18 protein-coding genes are annotated in these 23,108 nt (G+C 64.6%); 13 read left to right on the plus strand and 5 right to left on the minus strand.

Features of this window, described 5'->3' with window-relative positions; translation table 11 throughout:
• The first annotated feature begins 219 nt into the window (after nt 1-219).
• Nucleotides 220-1,080, plus strand: a complete 861-nt coding sequence (locus AC1DGD_RS02285) for a hypothetical protein (protein WP_476850330.1) — start codon at nt 220-222, stop codon at nt 1,078-1,080.
• Between the two features lie 9 nt (nt 1,081-1,089).
• Nucleotides 1,090-2,178, plus strand: a complete 1,089-nt coding sequence (locus AC1DGD_RS02290) for a 4-hydroxy-3-methylbut-2-enyl diphosphate reductase (RefSeq protein ID WP_018773787.1) — start codon at nt 1,090-1,092, stop codon at nt 2,176-2,178.
• Nucleotides 2,179-2,271: 93 nt separating this feature from the next.
• On the opposite strand, the gene AC1DGD_RS02295 is transcribed toward AC1DGD_RS02290, so the two are convergent.
• Complete coding sequence (locus tag AC1DGD_RS02295; RefSeq protein ID WP_230008652.1) at nt 2,272-3,510, minus strand: DNA recombination protein RmuC; 1,239 nt, start codon at nt 3,508-3,510, stop codon at nt 2,272-2,274.
• Nucleotides 3,511-3,728: 218 nt separating this feature from the next.
• On the opposite strand from AC1DGD_RS02295, the gene ychF reads away from it, so the two are divergent.
• Nucleotides 3,729-4,814, plus strand: a complete 1,086-nt coding sequence (ychF, locus tag AC1DGD_RS02300) for a redox-regulated ATPase YchF (protein WP_028275710.1) — start codon at nt 3,729-3,731, stop codon at nt 4,812-4,814.
• 207 nt (nt 4,815-5,021) lie between these two features.
• Here the strand turns inward: ychF and AC1DGD_RS02305 are convergent, their stop codons facing one another.
• Nucleotides 5,022-5,699: a GNAT family N-acetyltransferase gene (locus AC1DGD_RS02305; protein WP_476855755.1), complete on the minus strand. Its 678-nt coding sequence runs from the start codon at nt 5,697-5,699 to the stop codon at nt 5,022-5,024.
• Nucleotides 5,700-5,909: 210 nt separating this feature from the next.
• A complete protein-coding gene (locus tag AC1DGD_RS02310) occupies nt 5,910-6,413 on the minus strand; it encodes a DUF4188 domain-containing protein (protein ID WP_230009803.1) in 504 nt (167 codons plus the stop codon).
• A 55-nt stretch (nt 6,414-6,468) separates the two neighbouring features.
• On the opposite strand from AC1DGD_RS02310, the gene AC1DGD_RS02315 reads away from it, so the two are divergent.
• A complete protein-coding gene (locus tag AC1DGD_RS02315; RefSeq protein ID WP_476850334.1) occupies nt 6,469-7,038 on the plus strand; it encodes a TetR/AcrR family transcriptional regulator in 570 nt (189 codons plus the stop codon).
• Between the two features lie 912 nt (nt 7,039-7,950).
• Here the strand turns inward: AC1DGD_RS02315 and AC1DGD_RS02320 are convergent.
• A complete protein-coding gene (locus tag AC1DGD_RS02320; RefSeq protein WP_476855756.1) occupies nt 7,951-8,646 on the minus strand; it encodes an alpha/beta fold hydrolase in 696 nt (231 codons plus the stop codon).
• Between the two features lie 216 nt (nt 8,647-8,862).
• Between AC1DGD_RS02320 and AC1DGD_RS02325 the strand changes: the two genes are divergently transcribed.
• The 4 genes from AC1DGD_RS02325 to AC1DGD_RS02340 all read left to right on the plus strand — a co-directional run bounded on the left by AC1DGD_RS02325 (nt 8,863) and on the right by AC1DGD_RS02340 (nt 14,643).
• Nucleotides 8,863-9,567, plus strand: a complete 705-nt coding sequence (locus AC1DGD_RS02325) for a class I SAM-dependent methyltransferase (protein ID WP_476855757.1) — start codon at nt 8,863-8,865, stop codon at nt 9,565-9,567.
• 428 nt (nt 9,568-9,995) lie between these two features.
• Entirely contained in the window at nt 9,996-11,777 is a 1,782-nt protein-coding gene (locus tag AC1DGD_RS02330; protein ID WP_223913883.1) for an ABC transporter family substrate-binding protein, read from the plus strand.
• A 179-nt stretch (nt 11,778-11,956) separates the two neighbouring features.
• Entirely contained in the window at nt 11,957-13,498 is a 1,542-nt protein-coding gene (locus AC1DGD_RS02335; RefSeq protein WP_476850338.1) for an ABC transporter permease, read from the plus strand.
• Between the two features lie 26 nt (nt 13,499-13,524).
• On the plus strand, nt 13,525-14,643 hold the full coding sequence (locus tag AC1DGD_RS02340) for an ABC transporter permease (protein ID WP_476850371.1): 1,119 nt from the start codon (nt 13,525-13,527) through the stop codon (nt 14,641-14,643).
• A 24-nt stretch (nt 14,644-14,667) separates the two neighbouring features.
• Here AC1DGD_RS02340 and AC1DGD_RS02345 read toward each other — a convergent pair whose 3' ends face one another.
• Entirely contained in the window at nt 14,668-15,297 is a 630-nt protein-coding gene (locus AC1DGD_RS02345; protein WP_476850339.1) for a PH domain-containing protein, read from the minus strand.
• Between the two features lie 78 nt (nt 15,298-15,375).
• Between AC1DGD_RS02345 and AC1DGD_RS02350 the strand changes: the two genes are divergently transcribed.
• The 5 genes from AC1DGD_RS02350 (at nt 15,376) to AC1DGD_RS02370 (ending at nt 23,021) form a co-directional block, all read left to right on the plus strand.
• Nucleotides 15,376-17,202, plus strand: coding sequence for an ABC transporter ATP-binding protein (locus AC1DGD_RS02350; RefSeq protein ID WP_230007107.1), 1,827 nt, complete (start codon nt 15,376-15,378; stop codon nt 17,200-17,202).
• 304 nt (nt 17,203-17,506) lie between these two features.
• Nucleotides 17,507-19,147, plus strand: coding sequence for a peptide ABC transporter substrate-binding protein (locus AC1DGD_RS02355; RefSeq protein WP_230007108.1), 1,641 nt, complete (start codon nt 17,507-17,509; stop codon nt 19,145-19,147).
• Between the two features lie 223 nt (nt 19,148-19,370).
• The gene (locus tag AC1DGD_RS02360) at nt 19,371-20,300 is read left to right on the plus strand and encodes an ABC transporter permease (RefSeq protein WP_230007109.1); all 930 of its coding nucleotides are present in this window, start codon (nt 19,371-19,373) and stop codon (nt 20,298-20,300) included.
• Complete coding sequence (locus AC1DGD_RS02365) at nt 20,290-21,288, plus strand: ABC transporter permease (RefSeq protein WP_230007110.1); 999 nt, start codon at nt 20,290-20,292, stop codon at nt 21,286-21,288. The genes AC1DGD_RS02360 and AC1DGD_RS02365 overlap by 11 nt, the downstream gene beginning before the upstream one ends.
• 11 nt (nt 21,289-21,299) lie before the next feature.
• Nucleotides 21,300-23,021 carry an ABC transporter ATP-binding protein gene (locus AC1DGD_RS02370; RefSeq protein WP_476855758.1) on the plus strand — a complete coding sequence of 574 codons (1,722 nt, stop codon included), beginning with the start codon at nt 21,300-21,302 and terminating at the stop codon, nt 23,019-23,021.
• The last annotated feature ends 87 nt before the right edge of the window (nt 23,022-23,108 follow it).

A 23,108-nucleotide genomic window follows, 5' to 3' on the forward strand; every position in this document is an offset into this window, starting at 1 on the left:
CCTTGTGCATATGTGTGCGTGTCCTTTGCTGCGTGCCGTTTACTGCATGTCCTTACACCGCGACTGCCGGCGGCCCGCTCCCCGGCGGGTGGGCCAGCCGGCAGCCGGAAGTTGTCTCTGTCAACTCTATCCATAGCTCTACCACCGGGGTCCGACTTTATGGCCGCGCCCGGCCCCGCCCTAGGATGGGAGGGATGCCATCAACCTCCTAGGAATCCCTTGCGCACTTTTGTCTCTGCCGTCGCCGTCCTCATCGGGCTCCTGATGGCAGCCGTCGCCGTTCCAGCCATGTGGGTGGACCAGAACATCGTCCAGGAAGAGGGCTTCGTTGCCCTGACCGCGCCGCTGGGCAAGGACCCGGCGTTCCAGCAGCGGCTGGCCGCGGCCGCCGTTGACGGCCTGGCCGCCAGCGCCGGCATTCCCGAAGCCTTCACGGAGCTGGCCCGGCCGGTCCTGGACAGCGCGGCGCGCTCGCTGACGGGACTGCCCGGCTACCCCGAGGCCTGGGCTGAAACCCTGCGCAAGAGCCACCGCCTCACGTTCGCCGACCCCAGCACGCTGCCGCCGGAGGTTGACGGGTCGTCCTCGCTCACCCTGGATGTCGCGCCGCTTGCCGGGCTGGTGGCCAAGCAGGTCACTGCGGCGACCACCCTTCCGCTGGAGGCGCCCGGCCAGGTGCTGATCCATATCGGGCAGTCCGACCAGCGCCAGATGATCGAACGCGTCACCGTCTACGCCCCGATGGGCTACGCCGTTGCCGTCGGCGCGGCCATCGCCTTCATTCTGGCGTTCGTTGCGGCCCGACGCCGGTGGACCGTGCTGGTCGGAATGGGCGTTGGGACGCTGGTGCTCGCGGGGGTATGGAAGCTTGCCAGCGATGCCGCCGGCGCCGCTGTCGCCGGGACCTCGAGCGGTAACGATGTGGCGGAGCTGTTCAAGAACGAGTTCGTCGCGGCGTGCTCTGCCAGCTTCGGCCAGTGGATCGTCGTTGGTGCCGTCGCGGGAGCAGCACTGGTAGCCACGGGAGTGGCTGTCCGGGTCGCCGGCGGCCGCAAACGGGGCAGGATTGAACACCGGTAGCATGGGAGCATGACCACCACCGCTGTCTCCGTTCCGATGCCATCCGTTCCGCGCAGGCGGCGTTCCCCGGAAGACGTCCTGGCCGCGGCCCCGGTCGCCGGTCCCAAAAAGGTCCTCCTGGCAGCCCCGCGCGGCTACTGTGCCGGCGTGGACCGTGCAGTCATCGCGGTGGAAAAAGCCTTGGAACACTACGGCCCGCCGGTATATGTCCGCAAGCAGATCGTGCACAACGTCCATGTGGTCAGCTCCCTGGAGGAAAAGGGCGCCATCTTCGTCGATGAAACCGACGAGGTTCCGGAAGGCGCCCTCGTGATCTTTTCCGCGCATGGAGTCTCGCCCGCCGTCGTCCAGTCCGCCGAGGACCGCGGCCTGCGCACCATTGACGCGACCTGCCCGCTGGTCACCAAGGTGCACCGCGAAGCCGTCCGGTTCGCCAAGGATGACTTCGACATCCTGCTGATCGGCCACGACGGCCATGAGGAAGTCGAAGGCACCGCCGGCGAGGCCCCCGAACACATCCAGATCATCAACGGCCCGCACGAGGTCGACAAGGTCACGGTCCGCGACCCGGAAAAGGTCATCTGGCTCTCGCAGACCACCCTCAGCGTGGACGAGACCATGGAGACCGTGCGCCTGCTCAAGGAGCGGTTCCCCACCCTGCAGGACCCGCCCAGCGACGACATCTGCTACGCCACCACCAACCGCCAGGTGGCCATCAAGAAGATCTCGCCCCAGGCGGATCTGGTGATCGTGGTGGGCTCCGCCAACTCCTCAAACTCGGTCCGCCTCGTGGAGGTGGCGCTGGAATACGGCGCCAAGGCCTCCTACCGGGTCGACTTCGCCAACGAGGTTGATGAGACGTGGTTCGAGGGCGTCGCCACGGTGGGCGTGACGTCGGGGGCCTCTGTCCCGGAAGTCCTCGTCAAGGATGTGCTGCGGCTTCTCGCCGACTACGGCTACGGATCGGTCGAGGAAGTCGTCACGGCCGAGGAAGACCTCCTGTTCTCCCTGCCGAAGGAGCTCCGGGCCACCCTGAAGCAGGCCGGCGACGTCACCCGCGCCCTCGGCGGCCGCGGCACCCGCCCCGAACAGTCCTAGGCACCGGACACTCCTAGGCGCTGGACAGTCCTGGGTACTGGACACTCCTGGGCATTGGACAGTCCTGGGGTACTGAGACCAAGCGCAGGGCACCTAGGCCGCGGACTCTTCTGACTCGTCACGGGACTGAAGTTCCGGGGCCGCGACTGCCCGCGGTGTAACTTCGACGGCGGGAGGAGTGGCCAGTCCGGCGGCTTCCAGGGCGTTGAGTTTCCTCGCGGTCGGCAGGACGCGCGCCTCAAGGGTCCCGACCATGGAGTTGTACCGCTCAACCGAGGTCTTCAGCGAGGACCCCAGCTTGGTGACGTTCTCGCCGAGCGTGCCCATCCGGTCGTAGAGCTGCCGGGCGAGCTCGAAGAGTTCCCGGGCGCTGTCCGTCAACACGTCCTGCCGCCACGTGAACGCCACCGACTTCAGCACCGCCAGCAGGGTCCCGGGGGAGGCCAGGACCACGTTCTTGGCCAGTGCGTAGTCCAGCAGGGCCGGGTCGGCCGTGAGGGCGGCGGCCAGGATTGATTCCGCCGGCAGGAAGCAGACCACCAGCTCCGGAGAGTTGCCTGGGATGTCCCAGTACTTCTTGCTGCCCAGCGCGTCCACATGGGCCTTCAGGGCCTTGGCATGGGCGGCGAGGTGCGCCTGCTGGCTGCCGGGCAGCTGCGAGGACTGCTGGCCCGCCTGGGCGGCGCCGAGGTCCTGGGCGGCAAGATACGACGCCAGCGGGACCTTTGCGTCGACCACAAGCTGCTTGTCGCCGGGCAGCTGCACCACGAGGTCGGGCCGGAGGCTGCCGTCCGTGCCGGAGCTGTGGGCCTGCCCGCTGTGGAGCTGTTCGTGGAAGTCCACGTGCCGCAGCATGCCTGCCGCCTCGACCACCCGGCGCAGCTGGACCTCGCCCCACTGGCCGCGGGCGCTGTTGGAGCGCAGGGCGGACTCCAGCGCATGCGTGGACCGCAGCAGCTGCTCATCGGACAGGCGGGCCTCCTGCAGCTGCTGGGCCAGCTGGCCGTACTGCTCCAGCCGGTCGCGTTCGAGCAGGGATACCTGCTGCTGCACGGCAGTGAGCTTTTCTGCCACCGGCGCCAGCGCACGGAGCACACTGCCGTCGTGGTTCCGGGACTCGCCGAGTTCCCGGTTCTGGGCCGCGAGCAGGCGCCTCTCGGCGTCGGCGGCGGCGAACTGGGCGCTGACCTCGGACAGCCGGGCTGACACGCCGTCGAAGTCCTGTTCCACGGCCAGATAGCGCCGGCGCAGCAGGACATAGACGACGGCGGCGCCGGTGACGGCGCCCGTGAGCAGCATGAGCAGGGCGAGAATCAGAGAAAAAGCTTCCATGTCTTCACTGTGACATGCCCCTGTGACAGTTTTGGCTTCGACGCCCGGAACACCCTGGAACACCCTGGAACACTCCGGGATGTACCCGCCGCACCACCCGACAACGCCCCGGGAACACCCCACACCGCCCCGCGCCCGCGCCGGCACCCTGCCGCGCCACAGGCGCAGCCGCAGGCCGCAGCAACGGCCGGCGGCTGGTGCGGGTAGAATATATGCTCGTGGCTCTTACTATTGGCATCGTCGGACTGCCCAACGTCGGCAAATCAACCCTTTTCAACGCACTGACCCGCAACCAGGTCCTCGCGGCGAACTATCCGTTCGCCACGATCGAGCCCAACATCGGCGTCGTGAACCTGCCGGATGCCCGGCTTGAAAAGCTGGCCGGCATCTTCGGCTCCGCGCGCCTGCTGCCCGCCGCCGTGTCCTTCGTGGATATCGCCGGCATCGTCAAGGGCGCCTCCGAGGGCGAGGGCCTCGGCAACCAGTTCCTCGCCAACATCCGTGAGGCCGAGGCCATCGCGCAGGTTGTCCGCGTGTTCGATGACCCGGACGTCATCCACGTCGACGGCAAGGTCGATCCCAGCTCCGACATGGAGACGATCAACACCGAGCTGATCCTGGCCGATCTGCAGACCATCGAAAAGGCCATCCCGCGGATCGAAAAAGAAGTCAAGATCAAGAAGCGGGAGGCCGCCGAACTGGCGGCCATCCTGGCGGCGCAGGCAGTGCTGGAACGCGGCGACACCATCTTCTCGTCCATCAAGAGCGACAAGCTGGAGATGGAGCACCTCAAGGAACTCGGCCTGCTCACGGCCAAACCCTTCATCTATGTCTTCAACTCCGACGAGGGAATCCTCGGCAGCCCGGAGAAGCAGGCCGAACTGCGGGCCCTCGTGGCCCCCGCCGACGCCATCTTCCTGGACGCCAAGCTCGAGTCCGACCTGGTGGAGCTCGACGAGGCAGAAGCCCGCGAGATGCTGGAAATGAACGGCCAGGATGAATCCGGGCTCGACCAGCTCGCCCGGGTTGGCTTCCACACCCTCGGACTGCAGACCTACCTGACGGCCGGCCCCAAGGAAACCCGCGCGTGGACCATCCGCCAGGGCGACACCGCCCCGCAGGCGGCCGGCGTGATCCACTCCGATTTCCAGCGCGGCTTCATCAAGGCCGAGGTCGTCTCCTTCGATGACCTGATCGAGGCCGGTTCCATGGCCGAGGCGAAGGCCCGCGGCAAGGTCCGGATCGAAGGCAAGGAATACATCATGGCCGACGGCGACGTCGTGGAATTTAGATTTAATGTGTAGATTCTTCGCCTGAATCAGTAGAAATGCCGCCCTCCGTGAAACGTACGAGGGCGGCATTTCTTGTAACAGAATTGATAGTCGTAGCGTCGAGGACCTTCGGACGGAGTCCGGGTGCATAGGAAATTTCGGGGTTTTTCCCCGGATACCCAATGACCTGCGACTCCAACGCGAGGCGATGCGGGTCTTTCCCTTACCAGCGCTCACGAGTCATTTCACAGCTAACCCCTTGATGCCGACCGGGGAGGGGGCCATCCCGGTCGTTTCCTTATGGCCCGATTCCGTCGGAGGCAGATCCGGTACGCTCCGTGGACCTGCAGTCCACTCCCGGTCCAGTATTCCGAAGACGAACTCGCTTCCCCACGTACCTTTGAAAAGGACGTTTTCGTGGAAGTGGGCTTCCCTCCGCATTCCCACCCTCTCAAGAAGCCGGGCCGCAGAATCGTTGAGCGCGTCGGTGACAGCTAGTATGCGGTGGAGATGCAACTGCTCGAAGGCGTAGCCGAGGAGCCCCAGAACCGCCTCACGGCCATACCCGTGCCCCTGGTGCTCGGGCGCTAGCGTAAATCCCAATTCCGCCTCGCTCTTTTCAGTGTCGTTCACCTTTAATGCAACATCGCCGATGAGAATGCCGTCGGCACGTCTTTCGAGGGCGAACTGGTACCACTCTCCCGGTATGCCGGGCTGGATGTTTTGCATCGAGTTGATGAGGGTGCGACCTTGTTCAAGGGTGTAATTGCTCCAGCTTTGGTACCGCTCGACCTGGGGCTGGGCGCGATAGGCGGCAAAGGCTTCTGCATCTGCCGGATGGAATGGGCGGGCATGAAGGCGCGGTGTTTCGAAATGGGCGACAGCGGGTCCTGTTTCGGGGCCGTTGAAAGTCGGCATTTAGTTTCTTCTCCTCGTAGGAACTTTGGATTTGTTTCGGGAGTGCTGCGGCCCGTTCGCACGGTGGTGAGGCTTGCTGCGCCGGGTTCACCGGAAGCGTGCCGGGTCGCCGTCCGTGGCGGAGAATCGCGGCGATGACTCCAATCAACAGGCTCTGCCTTCACTATTGGCCGGGGACCTTGCACAGTGAGAAACTGCAATCTAGACGGCTCATTCGGACAGACGCCAACTTACCTCGTCTGCCTCCAAGCGCTGGCGTGCGGTGTTCAGTCCCGCTCCCACTGGTACGTGACCGGTAGCGGCTGCCAGCCCGAAGACCGGCATATCGCTATACACGCTTTCCCTGCCACCGGGCATCGTCTCGTAGGTTTCGTGCCATACGCCGATGTCGCCAGTACCGGCGGATTCGCGCATGAATCGGCGCCAGGGCTCAAGGTGCGGCGCCGACCGGTCGGCCGCGAACCGCTGCAGATGCTCCGGGCTCCTCCAGTAGCTGACCATGATGGTCGTCCGCCCGAACCATTGCTGGTAGCCCAACAATCCAGCCTCCGGCGTCTTGGCCAGGTGGGCAAGCATCCTGGGCATGGCCGCCCCCACCCTTGCCACTTTCCCGAATTTCCACCACCGGTTGGCGCGCATCCCAATCAGGAAGATTGTCACCGGGCCGCCTCCGGGATCGGCAGTGAAACGTCCTGCGTGCACTTGCTCCGACATGGGCTTCTCCTATTCATAACGCTGTTACAGAACAGTGTTATGCCATACTTGTCCTATGGCAAGACCCATAGTCCACGATGAGACCCTGCGTCGCAGGCTGCTCGACACCGCAGCCTCCCTCATCGCCCGCGACGGCGCCGCCTCCTTATCGCTGCGCAGTATTGCCGCTACCGCTGGGACGTCGACGACGGCGGTGTATTCGCTCTTCGGGGGCAAGGCGGAGCTGTTGACTGCCGTGCTCGACGATGGCTTCGCTTCCTTTGCTGCCTCCCAACAAGAGGTCGCCGCTGCCGGCCTCGAAGCATTGGGCCGGGCTTACCGAACTTGGGCACTGGAGCATCCGATCCTCTACGGCCTGATGTTCGGCGGCTCACTGGCCGGCCAGGTGCCGTGTCGGCCGACGCCGGGTGCCACTGAGCCGTCGATCGCGCCGCTGTTCGCCGCGGTTGCCGCAGCGCTGCCCGGAGCAGCGGATGACGAGATCGCCTCGATGGTCGCCGTCGTGTGGGGCCAAGTCCACGGGCTGGTGTCACTGGAGCTGGCCGGTGCACCGGCTGCTGGCTGGATCTGGGATGTGGCCTATGATGCCGCTATCAGCCAGATTGGCCGCTCGCTGCGACGCTAGGGAACATTAGTCCTCAAGCAGCCGGCGGACCATGGGGTCGCAGTAGCCGTCGAAATCCGGATCTCGTGATGGTCGACCAGTATGTTCGTCAGCGTACCCCCTGTTCTACAACGGGTTGTTTGGCCGACGGCGACGTGGTTGAGTTCCGCTTTAACGTCTGAGTCAGCTCCGGTACCTCCCGGGAATCCTCGGCCGAAGTGTTGGGGAACTTAACGTTCTTCCGAGACGGTGATTGTTCCCGAGGCGGTGGCGGCTCGGAGTGCGCTAGCCTGAACGGCGTGGACCGCATAGACATGGATGACGCTGCAACGCTCGTGACCCTGCTGCATGATGGGAGGCGCTCCTCGTCGCTCCGTGCGCTGCTGCCGGGGTGGGACATGCTGCAGGCCGACGTCCCTTCCCGGGAACGGGTAGAGACGGCAATAGCGGTCCTGGTCGGTTCCAGCCTTGCTGAGGTCGACTCATCCTGGGGGATGCGGCTCACGGAGCAGGGCGTGCAGCTCAGGCGGTCCGTGAAAGGTGCTCGGGGGATGCGGGAGATCCCGGGGGCAATCAGCGATCTGCTGGTAGGACGCCAGTTGAGCCGTGCAACGCTGAGTCTTCCTCACGAGGTCTTTGATGCGGCGCGCGAGTACTATCTGGACGCGGCCCAACGCAGGGCTGAGCGCCGATCGCGACATCGCTGGTGGTGGCCCGACCCATCCAGGCCCCGTCCAAGGAAGCCGCCATCCTCGACCTCCTGAGAAGCACGAACGGCCAACCCGTGACGTTGTTCGACTGCCGAACGTAGTGGAGTTCCGCTTCAACGTCTGGTTTCTGATCTCCCTGAGGCCAAAAGCGATAGCCGCTAAGAACACGTGTTCTTGGCGGCTATCGCTTTTGCGAGCGGGTAAGGGCTTCACGGACAGTTGGCTATGTGGCGGACTCAAGCCAGGAGCTTACGGCGTCCCGTGCGGCGGCGGGCTGCTCATGGAACAGGAAGTGGCCGGCACCCTCGACGACGGTGAACCGGGCCGTGGGCAGCGCTTCTGCCATTTCTTCCGCAGCGTTCAGAGGGATGAGGCGGTCCTGGGCTCCGTGGATGATCGCTGTCGGGCAGGCGATGGACGGCAGAATCGAGCGAAGATCGGCGCGCTGCACGACTGCCTGCTGCTGTCGGAGAAAGGCTTCTGCACCGACTGGGCTGGTCATGGAGCGCCAAGTGGCTAGGAGTGCATCGTCGGATTCGTTGTCTGCCGCGACGACGCCAGGGAAGGCGGCGTCGACAAGAGCGTCGAAATGCCCGCCTTCAACGAGCGCGGACTGGCGCGCCCGCGCTTGGAGATGCTCCGCGGAGTCGGCTCGGGCGGACGTGCTTACGAGTGCGAGAGCGGTGACGCGATCGGGCGCCTGGCGGATGACTTCGAGGGCGACGTACCCTCCCATGCTTGTTCCGAGAACAGCAATGTCGCCGACGTTCTCGCGGAGGATCCGTTCGGCCATGGCCGCAATGGTGTCGTCGTGCCGGGTGTCGGCCAAAGTGACTTGCCCGCGCGTCCAGACGGTGTCGATCACCGGGGCGTAAGCGAGCGGAGAGCAGAGCAGAGGCGGTATCAGGACAATATTCACGTTCTCAGTCTTGCTGCACCTGCCGACAATAAACTATCGACGCAGGCGTTCTGGCTCACGGTAATCATTTCGACCACCAGAACAGACCAACCGCGTTGATCCAACACACGAAACCGAATCTGTTATCAACGGGCGATGCTTACGGGCTTTACGGCCACGTTGTTAGGATCGGGCCGACCCTACTGACCATGAGCGTTTACCCGAGAGCGAGGATCCGTGAAAGCCGACCATTATGACAGTTTTGCCGAGAGCTACTCGGCGGAAAACGAGTCCAGCCTCCTCAACGCCTACTACGAGCGGCCGGCGATGATTGGCCTCGCCGGCGACGTCGACGGCCACCGGGTCCTGGATGCAGGGTGCGGCTCCGGGCCCCTGTCCGCGGCACTGAGCGCGAAGGGCGCGATCATGACCGGATTCGATTCCAGTCCTGCGATGCTCGAACTGGCAAGACAGCGACTTGGCGGAACCGCGGATCTATACTTGGCCGACCTCAGCAAGCCGCTGCCTTTCGCGGATGGCTCCTTCGACGACGTTGTCTCGTCTTTGGTTCTGCACTACCTGGAGGACTGGTCAGCGCCGCTTGGCGAACTGCGGCGCGTGCTGAAGCCGGGCGGTCGCCTGATCCTGTCGGTCAACCACCCCACCGTCAGCGTGATCACCCAACCAGCCGAGGACTACTTCGCCATCCGGCAGTACTCGGAGGATTACGAGTTCGATGGCGAGCCTGCGGTTCTGACCTTCTGGCACCGACCACTTCACGCGATGATCAACGCCTTCACATCGGCGGGATACCGCGTCGCCACCGTGAGCGAACCAGGGCCATCTCCAAACACACCGCACGAACTCCTTCCGCCGCGCATCCTCACCGGCGAGAAGACAGCGTTCCTGTCCTTCATCTTCTTCGTCCTCGAAGCCGGCTGATGGCAGCTGAGGAACGTGAGGACACGAGCCGCCGCCGTCCCAGTTCACGCCAACGACCTGTCGCGATGGTCAGCCGTGATGAGACGGAGGCTCTCCGCCGCCGCTCAGCGCGGTAATTCTGCCAAGTAATTAAGGATTAACTGGAGGGGCCCCGATTCTCGGATTGGGGCTTTTTCTGTGTGCGGCGCTTTTATCCTTTTGTTACGCCGCCGTCAACGTTTTGTGGGAAAGCTGTCCCTGTGGAACCTGCCCAATGTTGCAGCTCCATAACGAACTTTACGGTGAGTCAACTTTGGTGGCTCCGGACGGTCTTTGGGGTTACGCTTCATGCCATGTGAGACGGGCCACACTGCCGCTGGGGGAGTGTGGACGTCTGTCTGGCGCCTTCGGCGCCGGTCTCACCCACACCACAGAAACAAGGAGGCGGAATGCGCTTGGGTCGTATTTCCAAAGCAGTGGGCGTGGCGGCAGCAGCTGCCATCGCCCTCAGCGCCTGCGCGGGCAACAGCGGCGGGACAACCCCGACCACTGCGGCGGCAGCAAGCAAGCAAGGCGGATCGGCAACTGTAGTAGAGGTCAACGCATTTAATACGTTCAACCCGAACACGGCCGATGGAAACACTGACATCAACTCAAAGGTCAGCTACGCCACGCACTCGGGCTTCTTCTACATCGATAACAAGCTCAATGTTGTCCGCAATGAGAAGTTCGGCAAGATGGAAAAGGTCTCTGACGATCCGCTGACGGTGAAGTACACCATCAACGACGGCGTGAAGTGGTCCGACGGCACTCCTGTTACCGCAGCCGACCTTGTGCTGCAGTGGGCCGCCTTCTCCGGTTACTACAACGACGCCGACGCGGAAGGTAAGACCGGAACGTCCTACTTCTCCTACGCCGGTGACCCCACCGGTATCGCCCTCACCGACTTCCCGGAACTCGGTGACGACGGCCGCAGCATGACGCTGAAGTACTCCAAGCCCTTCGCGGACTGGGAAATCGCCATCGGCGGCCCCGGCGTCGACATCCCCGCCCACGTCCTGGCCAAGAAGGCAGGCCTGGCGGACACCAAGGCGTTCATTGACCTGCTGAAGGGCATGCCCCGCGGCGATTCCAAGGCCCCCAAGCCGGCGAACGCCCAGCTCAAGGCTATGGCGGACCTGTGGAACACCGGCTTTGACACCAAGACCCTGCCGGCCGATCCGAGCCTTTACCTCTCCAACGGTCCGTTCATCGTCAAGAGCGTCAACCAGGACCAGTCCCTGACCATGGTCAAGAACAAGGACTACAAGTGGGGACCGGAAGCCAATCTGGACGAAATCACCGTCCGCTACATCGGTGAGGCACCCGCCCAGGTCCAGGCTCTCAAGAACGGCGAGGCCGACATCATCGCCCCGCAGGCATCCGCGGACACCGTGGAGCAGCTCAAGGCACTCGAAAGCCAGGGCGTGACGGTCGACGTCGGCAACCAGCTCGCGTACGACCACATCGACCTGAACTACTCGGGCCCGTTTGCCGACAAGAACGTCCGCGAGGCGTTCATGAAGGCCGTCCCGCGTACGGACATCGTCGACAAGATCGTCAAGAAGCTGGACCCGAAGGCTGCACCGCTTGACTCCCAGCTGTTCGTTCCGGACCAGGCCCCGTACGCCGACTCGGCCAAGAACAATGGTTCCTCCGCCTACCAGGGTGTGGACATCGAGGGTGCCAAGAAGCTCCTCAACGGCGCCACCCCCGAAGTTCGCATCATGTACAACAAGGACAACCCCAACCGTGTTGACGCTTTCTCCCTGATCAGCGAGTCCGCCACCAAGGCCGGCTTCAAGATCGTCGACGGCGGCCTCGGCAAGTCTGACTGGGGCAAGGCCCTCGGTGACGGCAGCTACGATGCCACCATCTTTGGCTGGAGCAACTCGGGTGTCGGCGTGTCCGGCGTTCCGCAGATCTTCAAGTCCGGCAACGACTCCAACTTCAACCAGTTCAGCGACCCCGCAGCCGACAAGCTGATGGACGAACTGATTGTCACCACCGACAAGAGCAAGCAGGACGGCCTCGTTGCGCAGATCGACAAGATGATCTGGGATTCGGCCTACGGCCTGCCGCTGTTCCAGTCGGTTGGCGTGGACGCGTACAGCGACCGCATCACCGGTGTGAAGTACATGCCGAACCAGACCGGCGTTTGGTGGAACTTCTGGGAATGGGCGCAGAAGTAGCCCGCGACCCCAAGTAACACTGCTGGAAAGGCGTCGGGACCACAGCTTCTTCGGTCCCGGCGCCTTTCTGGCGACATCCCTGACGATGCCGTGGTCCCGCCGCCACATCGGCGGGAACCGGCCAAACTCCGCGACCGGTCCGGGCAATCCCTGGGCCTGAATTCCGAGGTTCTATTCCAATGGTGACCTACATCTTCCGGCGGCTCGTGACTGCCGCCCTCATCCTTCTCGGTGCGTCTTACCTCGTATATCTCCTGACAGCGGCGTCCGGCGATCCCCTCGAGGAATTCCGCGCCAACCCCACGCCCCAGAAGCAGCAGCTCATGGACGCGAGGACCGAGCTCTTGCAGCTGGACACCCCGGCCCCGCTGCGGTACTTCAAATGGTTCGGCGGCGCTGTCCAGTGCCTCGTTCCGTTCGCCAACTCCTGTGACCTCGGGAAAAACATCGCCGGTCAGCCCATCACCGAGGCCCTCGGCTTCGCGCTCGTCCAGACCCTGACCCTCGTCACCGCGGCAACGGTGCTCGCCATCCTGATCGGCATCACCCTGGGCATCGTCACCGCCCTGCGGCAGTACAGCACCCTGGATTACGGCGTGACGTTCATGGCCTTCCTGTTCTTCTCACTGCCGATCTTCTGGGTCGCCGTCCTGCTCAAGGAATTCGGCGCCATCGGCTTCAACGACTTCCTGCGGAACCCCGACGTGCCGCTGCCCGCGGCCCTCGGGATCGGCGTCGTCGTCGGCGCAGTGACAGCCGTCGCGGCGGGCGGGACCATGCGGCGCCGGCTGCTGGCCGGCGCCGTCGCCTTCGCCTTCGTCACCGCGGTGCTCATTTACTTCTCCGCCACCGAATGGTTCAAGACCCCGGGCATGGGCCCCGTGGTCATCGCCATCGCCGGTGTCGGCATCGCGTTCGCCGTGACCCTGCTCTCCGCCGGGCTGAAAAACCGCAAGGCCCTGCAGTCGGCCCTCATCGCCGTCGGCGTCGGAGTCGTGCTCTACTTCCTCCTTCAGCCGCTGCTCAACGAGGCTACGTTCCTGATGATCGTGCTCCTGGCGGTCGCCTTCGTCCTGATCGGCATGGGCATCGGCTACCTGGTGGGCGGCTACGACCGCGGGCAGTCCATGCGGGCGGCAGCCATCACCTCGTTCCTGGTCGGCTTCCTGATCCTGCTGGACCGGTACATGCAGGCGTGGCCCAGCTACTTCAACAACAGCCGTGTGCGCGGCCGGCCGATCGCCACCATCGGTGCCAGCACGCCGAACATCCAGGGCGACTTCTGGGTCCTGAGCCTTGACTCCTTCACCCACCTGATCCTGCCCACCCTGGCCCTGATCCTCATTTCACTGGCCAGCTACACCCGCTTCACCCGGGCCTCGATGCTCGAAATCATGAACATGGACTACATCCGCACGGCCCGGGCCAAAGGCCTGAGCGAGCGGACCGTCATCATGCGCCACGCCTTCCGCAACGCCCTGATCCCGATCGCCACGATCGTGGCCTTCGACATTGGGGCCCTGATCGGCGGTGCCGTCATCACCGAAACCGTCTTCTCGGTCCGCGGCATGGGCTTCCTGTTCCTGGACGGGATCGCGCACACCGATCCCAACCCGGTCATGGGCGTCTTCATCTGCGTGGCCATCACGGCCATGGTCTTCAACCTCATCGCGGACCTCGCCTACTCCGCACTGGATCCGCGCGTAAGGGTAAAAGCATGAGCCAGCCAAGTCAGCAGGAAGTAATCATGGCCGAAGACGAAGCCTCGCGGATATCAGCCGCGGCCGGCGTTGAGCCGGTCCTTGAGGCCAAGGGCCTCAGCCAGGGCCAGATCGTCCGGAAACGTTTCCTCGGACACTCCGGCGCCATTATCGGCCTCGTGGTGTTCGCCTTCATTTTCATCCTGGCCTTCACCTCGGTGGGTTACCTGGGAATCCCCGGCTGGTGGAAGTACTCCCACACGCAAGTCTCGCCACTGGTCAACGGCGGCGCACCGACCTCCTCGCTGTGGCCGCTGGCCTGGGGCGAACATCCGTTCGGCCAGGACCGGATCGGCCGCGACCTCTTCGCCATGACCATGCGCGGCGCGCAGCAGTCCATCACCATCATGATCGTGATCGGCCTCATCGCCGGCCTGATCGGCGTCGTGGTCGGTGCCATCTCCGGGTACTTCCGCGGCTGGTCCGAGGCCATCCTGATGCGCCTGACCGACGTCATCATCATCATTCCGGCCCTGTTGCTGGCCGCCGTCATGGCCGCCCTCGCCGGCCGCCGGGACCAGGGGAGCTGGTTCGCCTCCTTCGCCAGCACCAACGGCGTCCTGGCCCTCGGAATCTTCCTGGGCCTGATCAGCTGGGTCGCCCTGGCCCGACTGATGCGCGGCGAATTCCTGTCCCTGCGCGAACGTGAGTTCGTGGATGCGGCCCGGATTTCCGGCGCCAGCAACGCCAGGATCATCTTCAAGCACATCCTGCCCAACGCCGTCGGCGTGCTGATCGTGAACGTGACCCTGACCATGTCCGCCGCGATCCTCACCGAAACGGCGCTGAGCTACCTCGGCGTCGGCGTCAAGGCCCCGGACACGTCACTGGGCCTGCTCATCTCCCAGAACCAGCAGGCCTTCGCCACACGGCCCTGGCTCTTCTGGTTCCCGGGCATGTTCATCGTGCTCATTTGCCTCAGCATCAACTTCATCGGCGACGGCCTGAGGGACGCCTTTGACCCACGGCAGAAGAAGTTCAATGCCAAGAAGGCGGCCGATCATGGGGGTGCCGCGGTGCAGGCAGGTACCGTCACCGGACTTGGCGCCTCGGCGCCTGAGGATCCCCGCAACGACGGGCCGGCTGACGGAACACGGGGCCAGTAGATGCCGGCCCCGTGCAGGACCGCTCTAACCGGCGGTAATCGCCAGGTAGCTTGCCGCCAGGAGCAGTACGACGGCGCCAATCGCCACCCAGCGGACGGTCACCGTTGCCGCGGTGCTGGCAGCGTCGCCGGCGGCGAGCTGTCCGCCTTCCACAAGGTCATGCCACCGGGCCCGCACCAGCATGGCAGCCTGGCCGGAGTCCGTGGTCTTCAGATCTCCCGGACGGACCGACTTGCCGGGACCGTAGGTGGTTGCCGGCAGGCCGTGGAGGTCCTCCGGGCGGGCATGGCGGCCGCCCCAGATACCGGGGGCCGGCGCGGCCCAGGAGGTGTAGCTCTTCCGGGCGGTGACCAGCGTCAGCGCAAAACGGGTATCGACGTGCACCAGCGCTGCCCACGGCACCTCAATCGAGCGGAACGGATTCTCCAGGGTGACGCCGGCATCGTGGACTACAACGGACGGCATCCAGAACAGTTGCCAGCCCATGAAGGCAATGAAGGCCAGCGGGGCGATGCCGCCCAGCGCCCCCGGACCGGCCATGACGACCGTGACCACGACACCGAACGCGGCCACCGCCCAGGACAGCAACGCGAACCACTTGTTGGTTCGTGCTTTGAAGACTTCAACATTTCCGGCGTGCGGCGTAGAGCTCATGCCCCCAATAATTCAGTATTCCGAGCCGCAGCACTAATCCCCGGTGCACCGGCGGCCCGGGCGGAAGGATAGCCCATCATGACTGACTTCATCACCCTCGATCCGCCGGCGTCACCTGTGCCTGGCAAAGGCGAACCTGTCCTGGAGGTCCGGGATCTCAGCGTGGATTTCGGCGTGGACAAGAAATGGGTCCCGGCAGCGATCGGCCTGAACTACGAGGTCCGGGCCGGCGAAGTGCTCGCCATCGTGGGGGAGTCCGGCTCCGGAAAGAGTGCCAGTTCGATGGCGCTGCTGGGCCTGCTGCCGAGTAACAGCCGTGTGACAGGAAGTGTCAAGCTTGCCGGCCGTGAGCTGCTGGGGAGCAATGAGGCCAATATCCGCGCGGTGCGCGGCAAGGACGTCGCGGTGATCTTCCAGGAGCCGATGACGGCCCTGAACCCGGTGTACACCGTGGGGTCGCAGATCGTCGAAACTGTGCGTCTGCACAATGAAGTTTCCCCGGAAGAAGCCCGGCTCCGGGCCCTGCGCATGCTGGAACTTGTCGAACTGCCCGATCCGGAGAAGGCCTTCCGGTCTTACCCGCACCAGCTTTCCGGCGGCCAGCGCCAGCGCGCCATGATCGCGCAGTCGCTCTCCTGCGACCCGAAGCTGCTCATTGCCGATGAGCCGACCACGGCCCTCGACGTGACCGTCCAGGCCGAAATCCTTGACCTCATGCGCAACCTGCGGAACAAACTGGACAGCGCCATTGTGCTCATCACCCACGACATGGGAGTGGTGGCCGACCTCGCCGACCGGATCGCCGTCATGCGCAAGGGCCTGATCGTGGAGACGGGCACGGCAGCGCAGATCTTCCACAACCCGCAGCACGAGTACACCAAGGCGCTGCTGGCTGCGGTCCCACACCTGGGCCAGGGCGGCGCGGATTCCACGGCGGACGTGGACGTCACCGCTGCCCTCGCCGCCGCGACCCACGTCGAGATCCTCTCCATTCCTGAAGACGAGCTGATCCGGCGCGAGCGCGAAAACGCCGCCGCCCTGGCCGCGGCCGAAGCGGCCAAGCCGAAGGGCGAGCCGGTCCTGGAGCTCACCGATGTCGCCATCGAGTACCCGAAGCAGGGCCGGGTGCCGGCCTTCCGTGCCGTGGAAGGGGCCAACCTGGTCATCTATCCCGGACAGGTGGTCGGTCTCGTCGGCGAGTCCGGCTCCGGAAAGACCACCATCGGCCGGGCCGCCGTCGGCCTGCTGCCGGTGGCGGCAGGCACCATGCGGGTAGTCGGGCAGGACATTTCCGCCGCCAAGAGGAACGGCCGGCAGCTCCACGAGATGCGCCGGCATGTCGGCATGGTGTTCCAGGATCCGTCGTCGTCCCTGAACCCCCGGCTGCCCATCGGGGAAAGCATCGGGGAGCCGATGTTCCTGGCACGGGCCGCGAAGGGCGCCGACCTGCAGCGGCGGATTGAGGCGCTGCTGGACCAGGTCGAGCTGCCGCGCGACTACCGCAACCGCTACCCGCACGAGCTCTCCGGCGGGCAGAAGCAGCGCGTGGGGATCGCGCGGGCCCTCTCGCTCAAGCCCAAGCTGATGGTCGCCGACGAGCCCACCTCCGCCCTCGACGTCTCAGTCCAGGCCAAGGTGCTCGATCTGTTCCAGAACCTGCAGAAGGAACTGGGGTTCGCCTGCCTCTTCGTCACCCATGACCTCGCGGTGGTGGACGTGCTCGCGGACCGGATCTGTGTCATGCAGCGCGGCAGGATCGTGGAGCAGGGGACCCGCGACCAGATCCTCCGCAATCCCCAGGAGCCCTACACCCAGCGGCTTTTGGCGGCGGTTCCGCTGCCGGATCCGGACAAGCAGCGCGAGCGCCGCGAACTGCGCGCGCAGCTGCTGTCAGGGGCCAGCTGAGGCTTCCTGGAGGGGGTTGGAACAGGGGCTAACACCGGCAGATTCCAGTTAAGGGCGAGTAACCCAGGTCACACCGCGGGCGAATACTACCAGCCGGTAGCGTGTGACTTGAAATACACTCCGCTTGACGTTACTCGTCATGAGATTGTCGGATCACGGTTTGGCAACAGAGTTCCAACATTTGGACGGTTTAGGGCTAGGCTACTTCCATATGTAGGCCACGTCACAGGGGATACCCCTGTGCCTGCTTACGGGGAAGCATAAGTTTTTCCCTCACGAACTCCCACAACTCATAGGAGGCGGAATGCGTTTTTCGCGCACTTCCAAAGCACTGGGCATGGTGGCTATCGCCGCCCTCGCCCTGACCGGATGCGGTGCCAGCGGCTCCGCAACCGGTAGCGGCAGTACCGGCGGCGACACCAGCAAAGTGATCCTCGCCGACGGCTCCGAACCCCAGCGTCCCCTCATGCCCGCCGACACCAACGAAGTCGGCGGTGGCAAGGTCATCGACATGATCTTCGCGGGTCTGGTCAGCTACGACCCCAGCGGCAAGCCGGTCAACGAACTCGCCGAGTCCATCGAGGGCAAGGACGGCCAGCACTTCACCATCAAGGTCAAGAAGGACCAGAAGTTCACGAACGGCGAGGCCATCACGGCCAAGTCCTTCGTCGATTCCTGGAACTTCGGCGCCGCAGCCAAGAACGCCCAGCTCAGCGGTGGCTTCTTCGAAAGCATCAAGGGCTACGACGAAGCCAGCGCAGAGGGCTCCACGGTTGAGACCATGTCCGGCCTGAAGGTCGTTGACGACCAGACGTTCACCGTCGAACTGAAGCAGCCGGAATCTGACTGGCCGCTTCGCCTTGGCTACACCGCGTTTGTTCCGGTTCCCTCCGGTGCCCTGAAGGACCCGAAGGGCTTCGGCGAGAAGCCGGTCGGCAACGGCCCGTACAAGCTCGCGGACGGCGGCTGGCAGCACAACGTGCAGATCCAGCTCGTTCCGAACCCGGACTACAACGGCCCGCGCAAGGCCAAGAACGCCGGCGTGACGTTCAAGATCTACCAGAACGACGACTCGGCGTACCAGGACCTGATGTCCAACAACCTGGACATCCTGCAGACCATCCCGACCAGCGCGCTGAAGAACTTCAAGTCTGACCTCGGCGACCGCACCATCAACAAGCCGTACGCCGGCAACCAGACCATCGCCATCCCGGAATACCTGCCGGAATGGAGCGGCGACGCCGGCAAGCTCCGCCGCCAGGCGATCTCCATGGCGATCAACCGCGAAGAGATCACCAAGGTGATCTTCAACGGTGCACGCCAGCCCGCCAAGGACTTCACGGCACCCGTGCTTGACGGCTACAGCGACTCGATCGCCGGAGCCGAGAACCTGACTTTCAACGCCGACAAGGCCAAGGAAGCCTGGGCCAAGGCTGACGCCATCCAGAAGTGGGACGCGAACAAGACGTTCACCATTGCCTACAACGCCGACAAGGGCGGACACAAGGCCTGGGTTGAGGCAGTAGTCAACCAGCTCAAGAACACGCTCGGCATCAAGGTTGAAGGCAAGCCGTACGCCACCTTCAAGGAAGCCCGCAACGACGCCACCGCCAAGACCCTCACCGGCTCCATCCGTGCCGGCTGGCAGGCAGACTACCCGTCGCTGTACAACTTCCTCGGCCCGATCTACAAGACCGGTGCCGGCTCCAACGACGCCAGCTACGCCAACCCGACGTTCGACAAGGCCATCTCCGACGGCCTGAACGCCGCGTCGGTCAGCGACGGCAACAAGGCCATGAACAAGGCCCAGGAGATCCTCCTGACGGACCTGCCGGCCATCCCCCTGTGGTACCAGGTTGCCCAGGGCGGCTGGAGCGACAAGGTCACCAACGTCGACTACGGCTGGGACGGCGTCCCGCTGTACTACAACGTAACCGGTAAGTAACAACAAAACGACGGCGGGGGCCGCCCATACTGGGGCCTCCGCCGTCGTCGTGTTTCCCCTCCATTTATTTTCTTGATGCCCGGCTCTTTCGGGCGAACTTTTCGCAGCCCTGCCGCCGTGAGCAAACCGGCGCCGGCCTGCATCCATAGTGAAAAGGTTCTTTGATGAACAACTCCGCCGCATCCCTGGACAGGATGCCTGCCAACGAGGGTGTGACTCGCTGATGTCGACATACATCCTCAAGCGTTTCCTGCAACTGATTCCCGTCTTCCTGGGCGCAACACTGCTGGTCTATTTCCTGGTCTTCAGCCTGCCCGGTGACCCCATCGTGGCCCTGTTCGGCGACAAGCCGGTGAACGAGGCGGTCGCAGCCAAGCTGCGCATGCAGTACCACCTTGACCAGCCGTTCTGGATGCAATACCTGCTTTACCTCAAGAGCATCTTCACGTTCGACCTCGGCCAGGACTTCTCCGGACGCCCCATCGCCGCCGTGCTCGGCGAGGTCTTCCCCGTCACGGCGCGGCTGGCCATCATGGCGCTGATCTTCGAGGCCTTTTTCGGCATCATCTTCGGCCTCATCGCCGGCCTGCGCAAGGGCAAGCTCTTTGACGCCACGGTCCTGATCTTTTCGCTGATCGTAATCGGCATCCCGATCTTCGTCCTCGGCTTCCTGCTGCAGTTCACCATCGGAGTCCAGCTCGGCTGGGCCAAACCGACCGTCAGCTCCGCGGCGACCATCCCGGACCTCATCCTGCCGGCGATCGTGCTGGGACTGGGATCGTTCGCCTACGTCCTGCGCCTGACCCGCACGTCCGTCATCGAAAACATGAACGCCGACTATGTGCGCACCGCCACCGCCAAGGGCCTCTCCCGGTTCCAGGTGGTCCGCGTCCACATCCTGCGCAACTCCCTGATTCCCGTCATTACCTTCCTGGGCGCCGACCTCGGTGCCTTGATGGGCGGGGCAATCGTCACGGAAGGAATCTTCAACGTTCCGGGCGTAGGCAACCGGCTCTACCGGGCCGTGTTGTCCGGCGAAGGGCCCACGGTGGTCTCGATCGTCACCGTCCTGGTGCTGATCTACTGCCTCTCCAACCTGCTCGTTGACCTGCTTTACGGCTGGCTTGACCCGAGGATCCGTTATGACTCCTGATAACACCACCACCACCGCACGGCACGCCGATTCGCGCCGCCCGGCCCGCCGGACCGTGCACTTCGTGGCCGATGTCTCCGAGACTCCGCTCCAGGTAACGGACCGGGTCAAGGACGAAGCCGCACCGCTAAGCCTGTGGGGTGAGGCCTGGAAGAACCTGCGCAAGCAGCCGCTCTTCATCATCTCCGTGTTCCTGATCCTCGTGGTCGTGGCGGTGTCGCTCTTCCCGGGGCTCTTCTCGCCGATCGACCCGACCTCGGAGGCCTGCCAGCTGGCCAACTCCGACGCCGGCCCCGCCGCGGGCCACCCGCTGGGCTTCACCCAGTTGGGCTGCGACGTCTACGCCCGCGTTATCTTCGGTACGCGGTCCTCGGTGACCGTGGGCCTGTTGACCACCATCGGCGTGCTGCTGATCGGTGGCATCATGGGTGCCGTCGCCGGCTATTACGGCGGCTGGATCGACTCGGTCCTGGCCCGCATCAATGACATCTTCTTCGCCCTTCCCCTGATCCTGGGCGCGATCGTGCTGATGCAGCTGCCGATGTTCCGGGCTAACAAGACCGTGTGGACGCTGGTGCTCATCCTGATCATCTTCGGCTGGCCGCAGATTGCCCGCATCACCCGCGGCGCCGTCGTTGAGGTCCGGAACGCCGACTTCGTCACGGCCGCCCGCTCGCTGGGCGTCTCGAAGTTCGGCGCCCTCATGCGCCACGTCCTGCCGAACTCGCTGGCCCCGATCATCGTCGTGGCCACCATCTCCCTGGGAACGTTCATCGTGGCCGAGTCCACGCTGTCCTTCCTCGGCATCGGGCTGCCGGCCAGCGTCATGTCCTGGGGCAATGACATCGACGCGGCGAAGGCCTCCCTCCGGTCCAACCCGATGCCACTGATCTACCCGGCCATCGCGCTGTCCATCACCGTCCTGAGCTTCATCATGCTGGGCGATGCCCTGCGTGATGCCCTCGATCCCAAAGCCCGCAAGCGATGAAAGGGGACACCATGAGCGCCTCTGTTGACTTCCAGGAAGCTGAGTACGCCACTGAGCGCCCGCTGCTTGAAATCAAGGACCTGGCCATCGGGTTCACCACCAGCAACGGCGAGGTCAACGCCGTCCGCAACGCCCACCTCACCGTCATGCCGGGCGAAACCGTCGCGATTGTGGGCGAGTCGGGCTCCGGCAAGTCCACCACCGCGCTGGCTGCTATCGGCCTGCTCCCGGGCAACGGGCGGGTCGCGGCAGGCCAGATCCTGTTCGATGGCGAGGACATCTCCAACGCCAGCGAAAAGCGGATGATCGAACTGCGCGGCAACAGCATCGGCATGGTCCCGCAGGACCCGATGTCCAACCTGAACCCGGTGTGGAAGATCGGCGACCAGGTCCGCGAGACGCTGAAGGCCAACGGACTCCCGAGCGGCCCCGACGACGTCGCCAAGGTCCTTTCCCAGGCCGGGCTGCCCGACGCCGGAAGCCGCGCCAAGCAGTACCCCCACGAGTTCTCCGGCGGCATGCGCCAGCGCGCGCTGATCGCGATCGGGCTCGCCTGCCAGCCGCGCCTGCTCATCGCGGACGAGCCGACCTCGGCGCTCGACGTGACCGTGCAGCGCCAGATCCTCGATCACCTGGACAAGATGACCACGGAACTGGGCACCGCGGTGCTGCTGATCACGCACGACCTCGGCCTCGCCGCCGAGCGTGCCGATCAGGTGGTGGTCATGTACCGCGGCCAGGTTGTCGAATCCGGACCTTCGCTGGAGCTGCTGCAGAACCCGCAGCACCCGTACACCCAGCGGCTGGTCGCCTCGGCGCCGTCGCTGGCGTCCCGGCGCATCCAGGCGGCCAAGGAACTCGGCGTGGAAACCGACGACATGCTCGCCCCGAGCGAGACCGGCGTGGTTGAGCCGGCCAAGTCCGACGACGTCCTGCAGATCCAGAACCTCAGGAAGGTCTTCAAGCTGCGTTCGGGCCTGGGCAAGTCCACGGACTTCACCGCCGTCGACGACATCTCCTTCAACGTCAAGCGGGGAACCACGACGGCGATCGTGGGGGAGTCGGGTTCCGGCAAGTCCACCGTGGCGCAGATGGTCCTGAACCTCCTGACGCCGACCTCCGGCAAGATCATCTTCGACGGCGTGGACACCTCCACGCTGAAGAGCAAAGAGCTCTTCGCCTTCAGGCGCCGGGTACAGCCGATCTTCCAGGACCCGTACGGTTCCCTGGACCCGATGTACAACATCTTCCGGACCATCGAGGAACCGCTGCGGACCCACAAGATCGGGGACAAGGCCAGCCGCGAGAAGAAGGTCCGGGAATTGCTGGACCAGGTGGCGCTGCCGCAGTCCACCATGCAGCGGTACCCCAACGAGCTCTCCGGCGGCCAGCGCCAGCGGGTCGCGATCGCCCGCGCCCTGGCCCTGGACCCCGAAGTGATCATCTGCGACGAGGCCGTCTCGGCACTGGATGTGCTGGTGCAGGCGCAGGTGCTGAACCTGCTCGCCGAACTGCAGTCCAGGCTCGGCCTGACTTACCTGTTCATCACCCACGACCTCGCGGTGGTCCGGCAGATCGCCGACCGCGTGTGCGTCATGGAGAAGGGCAAGCTGGTGGAAACAGGCTCGACGGACGACGTCTTCGAGTCGCCGCAGCAGGACTACACCCGGGCGCTGCTCAACGCCATCCCCGGCGCCGGCCTCATGCTGCCGCCGGAAATGGACGTGGCCTGAGCGGCCGCTTCCTGAGGGCTTGAAGAAGTCCGCCGCCAGCAGCGCTTAGCGGCTGGCAGTACAGGAGCCGGTGTCCTCCCTTCGGGG

This window comes from Arthrobacter sp. 05T45 (assembly GCF_056395875.1).